The organism is Candidatus Clostridium eludens (assembly GCF_045310515.1).
Lineage (GTDB): Bacteria > Bacillota > Clostridia > Clostridiales > Clostridiaceae > Clostridium_B > Clostridium_B eludens.
In genome coordinates this window covers 30,518-42,568 of record NZ_JBJHZX010000002.1, presented here as the reverse complement: position 1 = coordinate 42,568, position 12,051 = coordinate 30,518, and the positions used below count along the sequence as shown (strand labels likewise).

Here is a 12,051-nt window from a genome sequence, read left to right as displayed (position 1 = left end):
AAATGTTTATATTTGAAGGAGGCTATGAATAAATGAATAAAATACCTTATAGAGTTTATTTGTCAGAGGAGGAAATACCACGTAAGTGGTACAATCTTAGGGCTGACATGAAAGAACAACATGATCCCTATATAAACCCAGGTACCATGAAACCTGCAAAAGTTGAAGATTTATATGCTGTATTCTGTGAGGAACTTGGAAAACAAGAAATGGATGACAAAACTAGATATGTAGACATTCCAGATGAGGTTCTTGATTTTTATAAAATTTATCGTCCGTCACCTCTTTGTCGGGCATATAATCTGGAAAAAGCACTTGATACACCTGCAAAGATTTACTATAAGTTTGAGGGAAATAATACTTCTGGCAGTCATAAGTTAAATTCTGCTGTAGCACAGGTTTATTATGCAAAGAAACAAGGAATTACTTCCCTTACTACGGAAACTGGAGCTGGTCAATGGGGAACAGCTTTATCTGAAGCTTGTGCATATTTTGAAATACCCCTAACAGTTTATATGGTTAAGGTATCTTCCCAGCAAAAGCCTTATCGTAAGGCAATTATGCAAACCTTTGGGGCAAAAGTTATTCCGAGTCCATCAGATACAACAGAAGCTGGACGTGCTATTCTTGCTAAGAATCCAAATACAGGGGGTAGTCTTGGCTGTGCTATTTCTGAAGCTATTGAACATGCAGTAAAAACAGAAAACTGTCGTTATGTTTTGGGTTCTGTTCTTAATCAAGTTCTTCTTCACCAGTCGATTATTGGCCTTGAAGCTAAGATAGCTATGGAAAAAATTGATGCTTATCCTGATATAGTTATAGGTTGTGCTGGTGGGGGATCTAATCTTGGAGGACTTATTGCTCCTTTTATGCAGGACAAGTTAACTGGAAAAGCTAATCCTTATTTTATAGCAGTTGAACCTGCTTCTTGTCCATCACTTACTAGAGGAAAATATGCCTATGATTTTTGTGACACGGGAAGAATCACTCCACTGGCAAAGATGTATACATTAGGATGTGAATTTATTCCTTCTGATAACCATGCAGGGGGGCTGCGTTATCATGGCATGAGTCCGGTTCTTTCAAAGCTTTATCATGATGGATATATGGATGAAGCTCGTGCTGTGGAACAAACCAGTATATTTGATGCTGCTGCATTATTTGCAAAATATGAAACAATATTACCTGCTCCAGAATCTTCTCATGCAATTCGGGTGGCTATTGATGAAGCACTTAAATGTAAAGAAACAGGAGAAGCAAAGACAATTTTATTCGGCCTTACAGGAACAGGCTATTTTGATATGCAGGCATATATACAATATAATGAAAATAAAATGTCTGACTATATCCCTACCGATGAAGAGCTTCAAAAAGGATTTGATGCTTTACCAAGAATACCTGGTATTCAGGATTAGATTTGATAAGCATATTAAAGTTGGTATTAGCCTGGGCAGAAATACATAAAGATGAGTTAATGCAAAATTGGGAGTTATCCCGTTCACATCAAAAATTAAATAAGATAGAACCTTTATCATAAAGGGGGAAATTGTATGGATTATTTTCCAGAGGTAATACAAGTAATACCAACTAATGAATACGAAGTCTACATTTACTTTGATGATGGAGCAATAAAGTTATTTGACGCATCAGAGTTAGTTAACAAAGGCATTTTTAATCAGATTAAGGATAAAACTATGTTTATGAAAAAATGTACTGTTTTGAATGGTACACTAGCTTGGGATTTAAATGGAAATTACGATGAGAGTGAATGTTTAGATATAGATCCATTTGAATTATACAATTCTCCTGAAGTTGAAGAACCAATTCAACTATTTGAATCGTTTCAGCCAGGTACCTGAAAAGTAGTTTACATGCCCACAGCAGCAGTATAAGATTGAAAAAGAGATATTTCATACAAATATGGTGTTAAACAGAAATTTAATGTGGCCTATTTTTGAGGAAAACAGAGTAGATAATTTGTTCTGTTTTCCTTTTCTTATTAATAAATATGCATAAAAAAAGCCTCAACCATTGTTACTATTTAGGTTGATGGCTATGGGACTAACCCCTGGAGAACATTGCTATGAATTATGCTTAAATGGCATTAAACTTTTAATCATGGCTTCTTCCTGTTTTTGTGTTATTGTTCCATTCTTTACAAGGGTATCAAATTTTTGTTTAAAAAATGCATTTACATTCTCAATATGTTCTTTTCTACAGGAGCGAAATAAATTTTCTACTTCTGTCTTTTGTTGTTTAGTTATAGTTTTATTATTCACCAATTCATCCAATCCATTATTAAAAGAACCCCTAAAGTTTTTTCCTTGTTTTTTGGAAAAGGAGATTATTTCCTTTATGGAAGATTCCTGTTCTTTGGTTAAAGTACCGTTTTTAACTAGATTGTCTAATTTATTTTTTGAACACTTATGCTTTTCCTTCATAAATTCATGAAAATCATTGGGTTTTATTAAGTCCAGTGCTGCATTTTCTTGTTTGGCAGTTATCACATTATTTTTTACCAGTTCATCAAGACGGGACTTATAGTCCAAATGTTTACGCGCATTATTTTTTGATGGTGTGGTAATTTCATTTGCTGTAGATATATTTTTTGCTGATGAAGCATTAACCGTCATGCAGTTAATATTTAATGAAGCTAAAATAGTTAGAGCAGATATTATTTTAATATTCTTTTTTAACATTTTATTTCCCTCCTAAAATACATTTTTTTATAGTTTGCCAATTTACTTGGCAATTATTCGTCATATATAATAGGAGGGAACTCATTATTTTTATAGGCTCTATTATTTTATTAAATATGGAACTTCTTCTAATTTAATAGCACCTTTAGGACAAATATATGAACATATATCACAATACCAGCAGTCATCTTTATATTTCATGAAAGGTATTCCATCTTCTTCAAGTCTTAAAACATCTCTAGGACAATAATTAACGCATTTATTACATGAAATGCACTTATCCTTATTAAAGCTTATCCATTGATAACTCCTTTTAGTGTTTTTACTCATTTTCGTTACCTCCTGGAATAATTCTCTTAGGAATGACGAATCCTTCTCTTTTGACTTTTTCTTCTATCCAAGAATCTCTATTGTCATTTTCAGGAGGGATATATCCCTTTCCTATATTTAAATTAAATGCTGGATATTCATATTCTAGTCTTTCTTCAAATTTCCATTTATGTGGTGGAACGGCTTCCTTAAATAATGCCATTTCTTTAGTTTCTTGATTTTTTTGTATTACTACCCATTTATTATTCCACTGGCTGTCTCTTTGAGGATATGCCAAGCGATAATGTCCAAGTCCCCATCTGCTTTCTGTTCTATATAGTGAAGCTTTTGCTGCCATTTCTGCACAATCTAAAATGCTTTTAACTTCAGTAACCTTTATAAGATTGTGATAGTCATCAACTTTTATTCTAGGTATATCTTCTCTTCTTATTCTATCAATCCACCAAAGCAATTTTTTCATAAGTGGATCACTTTTTGGCGGTGTCAGGTATTGGCTTATTTTAGATCTGATTTTATATTCAACATCTTGAGCTGATAATCCAGTTTCTAATTTTATAGGACTTTCTATTTCTTCAATAACTTCTTTTAAATCTACATTTATTTCTTTTGCCTTATGTGACTTTGCATATTCCACTGCACGCTGGCCGGCTATACTGCCAAATACAAATGCTCCAGTAAGATATTGATGTGGAACTGCTGCGCAATCTCCAGCTGCATATAGTCCTGGTATGCTGGTTTCTGCATATTTATTGACCTTTATTCCTGACATACTATGACCACTACATAAAGTGATTTCTTCCATCCCTTGTTCTACTGAATCCCATTTTCTATAGTCTTCTCCTCTTTGCTCATGGAACAAACCTCGAGTTGTCCTTTCTGTTCCCCAGAGGATTTTTTCCAATCCTTCTATTGTTTCTTCTGGAAGATGATCCATTTTTAGATACACAGGACCTCTTCCTTCTATAAACTCACGCCAAACAGCTAAAAACATATCTCCTGACCAATAACCGTGTGTCCAATATTTTTTGCCTAATGCGTTTACTCCATAACCACCCCTTGGTATTACAACATATCCACAGGCTGGTCCATTAAAATCCTTCATTAAAAGATTAGTTTGAAAGCATTCCAGATTGATTAATTTAGCTCCAGCTTGGTATGCTAGTGAATACCCTTCTCCTGTATTTCCTGGAAATTCATATAATCCACTTAAATATCCATCTCTTGGCAATCCGAATTTACCTACTGCTCCTGCTGTAAGGATTACTGTAGGGGTTTTTATTAGATGTTTTTGTCCTGTTCGAATATTAAATGCAAGTATACCTGAAACCTGTCCGTCGGTTGTAAATAATTTTACAGCTGGTGTGAAATCGAAAACTCTAACTCCTAAATCCCTAACTCTTTTGGCTAGTCCTCTTTTTATATCCTCTCCATCCATTGCAAGATATAATGGGTGATCTACGGGATGGAGGTAGTTCACTTTATAATTTCCATTTTTATCAATTGGAAACAAGTCTCCAGGTTTTCTTTCTGTATAGTCTTCTAAATCTTTTATTACCTGAAAACTTTTTTCTCCAAGTACATAAGCTGTTTCTTGATCTAAAACGCCTTCAGTAACCTTGGTTAGAGCCTCTACAACATTTTCTGGTGTAGAGTATCCAGGGGATGCTACAATGTTAAGGGCATCCATTCCTCTTCCTATTGCTCCAGAAGTTTCTATGGGTCCTTTGTCTAACACTATTACAAAGGCATCAGGATTTTTTTCTTTTGCCTTAATTGCTGCAATTGTGCCAGCACTTCCACCGCCTAGAATAACTACATCAGCATTTATAATTTCTAAATTCATTATTTTCTCAACCTCCCAAAGTTAAATATTATATTCAGGTTCAAATTCTTTTACTAATGAAAATTCTTTGTATATGAGATTCCTATAATGTGTAAAATTGTAATCTGTTCGATTTCTTGGTTTGGTTAATGGGATTTCTACTAAGGAATTTATGTTACCTGGATTAGATTTCATAATGGCAATTTTATCTCCTAGATAAATAGCTTCATCAATGTCATGTGTAACAAATACCACACTTAGTACTCTGTTTTTGCATATGTTAATTAGCTCGTCTTGCAGCTGAATTCTGGTAAATGTGTCCAATGCACCAAAGGGTTCATCCATTAAAAGAATTTTAGGTTCCATTACCAAAGCTCTTGCAATAGCCACTCTTTGTTTCATTCCTCCAGATAATTGGTGTATATATTGATCTTTAAATTCACTCATATTAACAATATGTAAGTATTTTAATGCTTTTTCTCTAGCTTTTTTTCGTGACACTTTTTTTAATATGAGTCCAAATTCTACATTTTGTACAACAGTTCTCCAGGGAAATAATGCATAGTCTTGAAAAACTACAGAACTATTTCTACTTGGTTTAGTTATAGTTTGTTCATCTATTTGAACAATTCCTTCTGTGGATGAATCAAGTCCTGCAATTATTCTTAGTAATGTGCTTTTTCCACAGCCTGAAGGGCCTAAAATGCATATAAATTCATCTGTATTAACTGTTAAATTTACATCTTCTAATACCAAGACTTCCTTTTTTCCTCTAATTTTATATACCTTAGAAACATTATTAACTTTAATTGTCAAACTCTTCACCTCCATTATTCACGCCACATCAGTATGCTTTTTTCTAATTTCCTCACCAGAGAAAAGCATATTGCTCCTATAGCACCAATGGTTATCATACCTATTATTGTTTCGGGATACTCCATTAAAGTATATGAAGTCCAGGTATAGTATCCTATTCCATATTTGCCCGATATCATCTCAGCAGCTATAACACTCATCCAGGAACTTCCGATACCTATGGTAAGTCCAGTAAAAATATTAGGAACAGCACTTGGAAAAGATACATATCTTATTAACTGCCATTTGCTTGCATGCATACTTTTTGCGGCTTCTATTAATAGTGAATTAACAGCTTGTGTTCCCGCAATGGTATTAACTAGTATGGGAAAGAATGCTCCTAAGAAAGTTATAAAAATAATACTTCCTTCTACAGATGGAAATGTTAATATTGCTATAGGAATCCAGGCAATTTGGGGAATAGGTCTTAGCATATCGAAAATAGGCAGTATAAAGTTTTCTCCAAATTTGGTTAACCCAATTAAGAATCCAAATATTACTGCTATGGGAAGTGCTACGATGCAGCCTATAAAAATTCTTATGCAGCTGTATAAAGCATGCAGGTAAAATTCTTTCTGAATTATGATTGTTTTAAGAGTTCGAAAAACATCTAATGGTGATGGTAAATTTCCAAACATTAATGGTCTTTTTATATTTAAATTAACCAATAGCTGCCATACAATAATGAATACCAAAATTGAAAATACTTTGCATAATATCTTTTTCATTTTAGAATAAGAAGTAGTATTTTCTTTCATATATTGTCATCTCCTTTATTTTAAAGGCTGCCAATCACCTTTTAGTGAATCTGTACTTGGATATTGAAGATTAGATTCTTTATATGCTTGTTTTATATATTCATCATCAATAAATTTATCTAAATCTACATCCTTAATTTTATTTAGCTTTTTTAAGAAATCCTTACTGCCTTCTAAAGTAACTTTATCCTTATCATATATAACAGAATCAAATCTTATATTCTTAACGATGTTTTTTGTCACATCTACTGGATATTTACTTTCTTCTGCAAATATTTTAGCTGCATCTTCAGGGTTTTCTCTTATATATTTATGGGCTTCTGTCAATGCTTTTAAAAGTGCTATTGTATAATCTTTATTTTTTTCTACCCATGTTCTATCTGCAACAACTCCATCTAAATAATCTATATTTGTATCACTGCCATCTACTAGTACCTTTCCAATTCCTTTATTTTCTATAAGGCTTGGGAATGGCTCCCAAGAAGCATGGGCATCTATTTTATTTTGTTCTATGTTAGTCATTCCAACGGTAACATCTTGATTTAAGATATTAACCTTATCAGTTATTCCGTATTTGTCTAATTCATTAAGCAGCATGCGGTGTGCACTGGAACCTAAAGGTACAGATACATTTTTTCCTACTAGATCTTTAACTGAAGTAATTTTGCTATCCTTTGGTATTAAGATTGCCTGATTCTTTCCTTTCTCTCCCTTTCCATCAAAAGCTAGGAATACTGACTTATAATTTTGAGATGTTTGTCCTTTTTCTCCGTTAATAAGTATTGGCATGTCTCCCATAAATGCAAATTGAAGTTTTCCTGCTACCATATTGTTAGTTAGTGGTGGTCCTGACTGGGCATTAAACCATTCAATTTGAAATTCTTTGTTGGGGTATTTTTCTTCTAAATACTTTTCATAGAGTTTTTTATTTTTTATAATTAATGCTCCCCAAGTTTGAGAAGTGACTGTTTGATATCCTATAGCGATTTTTACCACCTCCTTTTTCGAATTAGTACTACCATTTTGCTGATTATTGGAACATCCCACGAAAAATGTTCCGATCAGTGTCAGGATTAATAACCTTAGCATTATTTTCCTTGAACTTTTTGACATTTTTACTACCTCCTTAATAATAAATATGAATAATAATCACTTGCAGGGTTATACAAGTGTTAATCCACTCCATTTTTCAACTCTTTTAGCAGAAATTATATTTCATTTTCTAAGCATTTCTCAATTACCATAGCTGAAGCACCTATTGATATGGCATCACCACTGAAATACCCGCAGCGGTTAAAAATTACATTTTTACTTTTGGTAGAATTTAAATTTTTCAATGTACTATTAATGCAAACATCATAAAAAAGTTTTGATTTTATTATTAAAGGTCCTGTTAATATAACCAATTTAGGACTTAATAATTTTATATAATTAGATAGACCTGCTCCCAAAATCAATGCAGCATCTGTAATTATATCTATTGATAGCTCATCACCCATCTCAGCTGCTAAACAAACATCGTTATAATCAATCTCTTCTACAGATTTATTTATAATGGTATGTCTACCTTTTTTGATTTTTCGGGAAATGTTTTTTATTATTGCCTTGATGGTGGAATAACATTCTAAGCAGCCATAATTTCCGCACTTACACTGTTCACCATCAATGTCAACTGTCATGTGTCCAAAGGCTTCTTCTTCGTCATTTATTGTTCTTATAAGATTTCCTGAGGAAATTGTTCCTGTTCTTATTCCAATACCACAATTAAAAAAAGCAATATTTTCGATTCCTTTTCCCACACCGTAAAAATATTCTGCAGCAACTGCTGCATTTGCACCATTTTCAACTATAACAGGGCATTTTAATTTTTCCTCTAACATTTCTTTTATGGGTACGTTAGTCCAACTATCTGCAAAAAAGTCAACCGGGTTTTTTATGATCCCATTTTTTATATCTAAAGGTCCAACAGATCCTACTCCTATGCCTAAGAGTTTCATATGACTCAAGTTTAGGTCTGCATAAGCTCTGTTGACAATTTCTACTATTTTTTTTACAGTTTCACAAGGAGTACAAGACTCATCCATATGAAATAGTTCCTTATACAAAATTTTCATTTTTAAATTTGTAATAACTACCTGAGTATAGAGTATTGATATATCAATGCCTATAATATAAAAATCATTTACGTTTATATCATACAAAATTGGCCTTCTCCCGCCTGTAGATTCTCCTATACAACTTTCAACTACTATTTTGCTTTTTTCTAAAGGTTCCATAACATACTTTAATGTGGTCAATTTAATATTTGTCATAGACGAAATTTCATTTTTAGATAAATGTCCATTTTTCTGAAGCAAATTAAATATTTTTTTTTCTTCAAAGCTTAAACTTTTTAGTATATTGGAATTATCTCTCACTGGTACACCTCTTACATTGATAGAATTTAATGAATACTTTTTTCATTTTTGAAATAAGTATTTTAAAAAACTTAATACACTATGAAGATCTATTGTTTTTCGACTTTTTATTCTATATATCATATCTGTTATTTGTACTGTAATAATTTTTAACAATTACTTTTTTCGTTTTTGAAAAAAGTATTGTAAAAAAAATAATTACAATGTACTAATTAAAAAAAGCTAAATTTTACTCTTACAAAATGTAAGAATAAAATTTAGCTTCCAGTTTTTCTGGTCAACTAAATATCAACACATACTTATTTGATCTATGATTCTATTAAATTTTATTTTAGCAACCCTCACATATAATAAAAACCAATCAATTTAATATGTTCAGTAATATTTACGTAGTATTATAAATATATTTTTATATAATGTCAATACATTTTTTAAATAATTTTATTTTAAAGGTTTATGATTTTGCTATTTAATAATTGACACATAAGAATATAATTAGTATAATGTGTAAAGCACAAGTAATGTGAAATATTAAAAAATTAATAAACTAGGTTCTTATCAAGAGAGGTGGAGGGACTGGCCCTATGAAACCCAACAACCGGCATTTATTTTAATATGTATCGGTGTTAATTCCTGCAGAGTTATTTTATACTCTGAAAGATGAGAAAAGTGGCCATTTTATAAATTAATTTGGGATGTTAAAAGCTATTTTTCTTGTTTAAGAAAAATAGCTTTTTTATTTTAAACCAATTGAAAGGGAGGTTGTTTTATGAAATGATAAAAGTTAAAAATTTATACAAGAAGTTTAGTGAACTTACAGTTTTAAAGGGTATTGACCTAGAAATAAAAAAGGGGGAGGTTATTGCAATAATAGGCCCTTCTGGTACAGGAAAATCAACTTTGTTAAGATGCATAAATTATTTAGAAACTCCAGACAAAGGTACCATAGAAATAGGAAAATTAAAAATAGATTTTGAACAAATAACTAAAAAGCAAATACATGAATTGAGGAAGCATACATCTATGGTATTTCAAAGTTATAATCTCTTTAATAATAAAACGGCAATAGAAAATATTATGGAACATTTAACTATAGTAAAAAAATTAAATAAAATTGAAGCGGAGAAGATAGCAATGGATATATTAAGACAGGTTGGACTGGTGGATAAAAGAGATTGTTACCCATCGAAGTTATCAGGCGGTCAGCAGCAAAGAGTTGGTATAGGCAGAGCTATGGCTGTGAATCCGGATATAATGTTATTTGATGAACCTACATCTGCTTTAGATCCTGAATTGGTTGGAGAAGTACTGGATGTTATAAAAAAGCTTGCTGAAAGGGATACCACAATGATTATTGTAACTCACGAAATGAGATTTGCTAAAGAAGCAGCAGATAGAGTCATGTTTATGGATAGTGGAAATATAGTAGAGCAAGGAACTCCAGAGGAGGTATTCGATAATCCTAAGAATCCGCGAACTATAAAATTTTTAGAACAGGTTCAATTTAACTAAATTATGAAACTTAAATTCATATTGCAGTATTACAAAAATTTTAAAGTAAATAATTATTATTAATTTATAGGGGGTATAACCATGAGAAAAATTGGTCTATTAATTAGCGTTTTATTAATATTTGCTGTAGCTGTTACAGGATGTGCATCTAGTAAAGATGACAATAAATCCACAGCTAATCAAACCAGTGATAATAATTTATTATCCAAAATAAAAAAAGATGGAGTAATAAAAATTGGTACTGAAGGAACTTATTCGCCATTTACATTTCACGATAAAAACGGAAAGTTAACTGGTTTTGATGTGGAAATAGCAGAAGAAGTGGCCAAACGTTTAGGTGTAAAAGCTGAATTTGTTGAAACAAAATGGGATGGAATATTTGCTGGATTAGATGCTAAAAGGTTTGACATTATAGTTAATGAGGTTGGAATAAAGCCAGAACGTCAGAAAAAGTATGATTTTTCAACTCCGTATATAGTTACAAAGGGAGCGCTTATAGTTGCTAAGGACAATGAAGATATTAAGAAGTTTGAAGATTTAAAAGGTAAAAAATCCGCACAAACATTAACTAGTAATTATGCTGAACTTGCTAAATCTTATAATGCGGAGGTTGTACAAGATGACGGATTTAATCAGTCCATTGATTTAATACTTTCCAAACGTGCAGATGCAACTATTAATGATAATATATCTTTTTTAGATTTAAAAAAGCAAAAACCAGATATAGCAGTGAAGGTAGTGGATGAACAACCAGATGCAGCTTCCAATGGAATTATGTTTAGAAAAGGAAATAAAGAATTGGTAGATGCCGTAAACAAGGCATTAGCTGATATGAAGTCAGATGGAACTTTTCTAAAAATATCTAATAAATGGTTTAATTCCGATGTATCCAAATAGTGATAGGGTGATAATATGCATATAAGTGATGGAGCAATAAGAATAATACAAATATTACAAGATTCTTTTTTCCCTTTGTTAAAAGCAGGCATTCAATTTACTGTACCACTTACATTAGAATCGTTTATTTTGGGGTTAGTTCTTGCATTAATAACAGCTTTAGCTCGTATATCAAATGTTAAACCTTTTGTATTAGTGGCACGTTTTTATGTATGGATTATAAGGGGAACTCCCTTATTAGTTCAATTATTTATCATATTTTACGGGTTGCCAGCGGTAGGTATAACAATGGATCCACTGCCTGCAGCTATTATTGGATTTACATTGAGCGTGGGAGCGTATAATTCTGAAATAATTAGGGCTGCTATTTTATCAATACCTAAAGGTCAATGGGAGGCGGCATTTTCTATAGGCATGACTAATATTCAAGTAATCCGACGTATTATTTTGCCTCAGGCAGTACGGGTTTCTGTACCGCCTCTGTCTAATTCTTTTATATCACTGGTTAAGGATACTTCACTTGCTGCCAGTATTACCTTAACTGAAATGTTTCAGGTGGCACAAAGAATAACAGCATCAACCTATGAACCTTTGTGGCTATATAGTGAAGCTGCATTTATATATTTAATATTTTGTACGGTGCTGTCTTCAATTCAAAATAAAATTGAACTGAAAGTGGAAAAATACGTATCTATATAAGATAAGGCAAAATGCTTACATTCAAGCATTTTGCCCTATCTATTTGCTAAAAAATTTTAAAC

General features: G+C 32.1%; 12 protein-coding genes, 1 pseudogene and 1 riboswitch. Of the genes and pseudogenes, 6 read left to right on the top strand and 7 right to left on the bottom strand.

What is annotated here, in order from left to right:
- Positions 1 to 32: 32 nt before the first annotated feature.
- The 3 genes and pseudogenes from ACJDU8_RS01615 to ACJDU8_RS01605 all read left to right on the top strand — a co-directional run bounded on the left by ACJDU8_RS01615 (position 33) and on the right by ACJDU8_RS01605 (position 1,859).
- Positions 33 to 1,415 (top strand): TrpB-like pyridoxal phosphate-dependent enzyme, encoded by a 1,383-nt coding sequence (locus ACJDU8_RS01615; protein WP_406790401.1) that lies wholly within the window; start codon positions 33 to 35, stop codon positions 1,413 to 1,415.
- A 14-nt stretch (positions 1,416 to 1,429) separates the two neighbouring features.
- Positions 1,430 to 1,537: pseudogene (locus ACJDU8_RS01610) on the top strand (DUF4160 domain-containing protein); the annotation flags it as partial.
- Positions 1,538 to 1,550: 13 nt separating this feature from the next.
- Positions 1,551 to 1,859 (top strand): DUF2442 domain-containing protein, encoded by a 309-nt coding sequence (locus ACJDU8_RS01605; protein WP_406790400.1) that lies wholly within the window; start codon positions 1,551 to 1,553, stop codon positions 1,857 to 1,859.
- A gap of 222 nt (positions 1,860 to 2,081) precedes the next feature.
- On the opposite strand, the gene ACJDU8_RS01600 is transcribed toward ACJDU8_RS01605, so the two are convergent.
- From ACJDU8_RS01600 to ACJDU8_RS01570, 7 genes are all read right to left on the bottom strand, one after another.
- Positions 2,082 to 2,699 carry a hypothetical protein gene (locus ACJDU8_RS01600; RefSeq protein WP_406790399.1) on the bottom strand — a complete coding sequence of 206 codons (618 nt, stop codon included), beginning with the start codon at positions 2,697 to 2,699 and terminating at the stop codon, positions 2,082 to 2,084.
- 102 nt (positions 2,700 to 2,801) lie between these two features.
- Positions 2,802 to 3,029 carry a 4Fe-4S dicluster domain-containing protein gene (locus tag ACJDU8_RS01595; protein WP_406790398.1) on the bottom strand — a complete coding sequence of 76 codons (228 nt, stop codon included), beginning with the start codon at positions 3,027 to 3,029 and terminating at the stop codon, positions 2,802 to 2,804.
- Positions 3,022 to 4,872, bottom strand: coding sequence for a fumarate reductase/succinate dehydrogenase flavoprotein subunit (locus ACJDU8_RS01590; protein ID WP_406790397.1), 1,851 nt, complete (start codon positions 4,870 to 4,872; stop codon positions 3,022 to 3,024). Before ACJDU8_RS01590 ends, ACJDU8_RS01595 begins: the two co-directional genes overlap by 8 nt.
- A gap of 21 nt (positions 4,873 to 4,893) precedes the next feature.
- Positions 4,894 to 5,676 (bottom strand): ABC transporter ATP-binding protein, encoded by a 783-nt coding sequence (locus ACJDU8_RS01585; protein ID WP_406790572.1) that lies wholly within the window; start codon positions 5,674 to 5,676, stop codon positions 4,894 to 4,896.
- Between the two features lie 5 nt (positions 5,677 to 5,681).
- Positions 5,682 to 6,464: an ABC transporter permease gene (locus tag ACJDU8_RS01580; RefSeq protein ID WP_406790396.1), complete on the bottom strand. Its 783-nt coding sequence runs from the start codon at positions 6,462 to 6,464 to the stop codon at positions 5,682 to 5,684.
- Positions 6,465 to 6,479: 15 nt separating this feature from the next.
- Positions 6,480 to 7,577 carry an ABC transporter substrate-binding protein gene (locus ACJDU8_RS01575; RefSeq protein WP_406790395.1) on the bottom strand — a complete coding sequence of 366 codons (1,098 nt, stop codon included), beginning with the start codon at positions 7,575 to 7,577 and terminating at the stop codon, positions 6,480 to 6,482.
- Between the two features lie 95 nt (positions 7,578 to 7,672).
- Complete coding sequence (locus ACJDU8_RS01570; RefSeq protein WP_406790394.1) at positions 7,673 to 8,881, bottom strand: ROK family transcriptional regulator; 1,209 nt, start codon at positions 8,879 to 8,881, stop codon at positions 7,673 to 7,675.
- Between the two features lie 552 nt (positions 8,882 to 9,433).
- Positions 9,434 to 9,548: riboswitch (SAM riboswitch) on the top strand.
- Positions 9,549 to 9,655: 107 nt separating this feature from the next.
- Here ACJDU8_RS01570 and ACJDU8_RS01565 point away from each other — a divergent pair.
- The 3 genes from ACJDU8_RS01565 (at position 9,656) to ACJDU8_RS01555 (ending at position 11,989) form a co-directional block, all read left to right on the top strand.
- Positions 9,656 to 10,393 (top strand): amino acid ABC transporter ATP-binding protein, encoded by a 738-nt coding sequence (locus ACJDU8_RS01565; RefSeq protein WP_406790393.1) that lies wholly within the window; start codon positions 9,656 to 9,658, stop codon positions 10,391 to 10,393.
- Between the two features lie 81 nt (positions 10,394 to 10,474).
- Complete coding sequence (locus tag ACJDU8_RS01560; protein ID WP_406790392.1) at positions 10,475 to 11,290, top strand: amino acid ABC transporter substrate-binding protein; 816 nt, start codon at positions 10,475 to 10,477, stop codon at positions 11,288 to 11,290.
- 15 nt (positions 11,291 to 11,305) lie between these two features.
- On the top strand, positions 11,306 to 11,989 hold the full coding sequence (locus tag ACJDU8_RS01555; RefSeq protein ID WP_406790391.1) for an amino acid ABC transporter permease: 684 nt from the start codon (positions 11,306 to 11,308) through the stop codon (positions 11,987 to 11,989).
- The last annotated feature ends 62 nt before the right edge of the window (positions 11,990 to 12,051 follow it).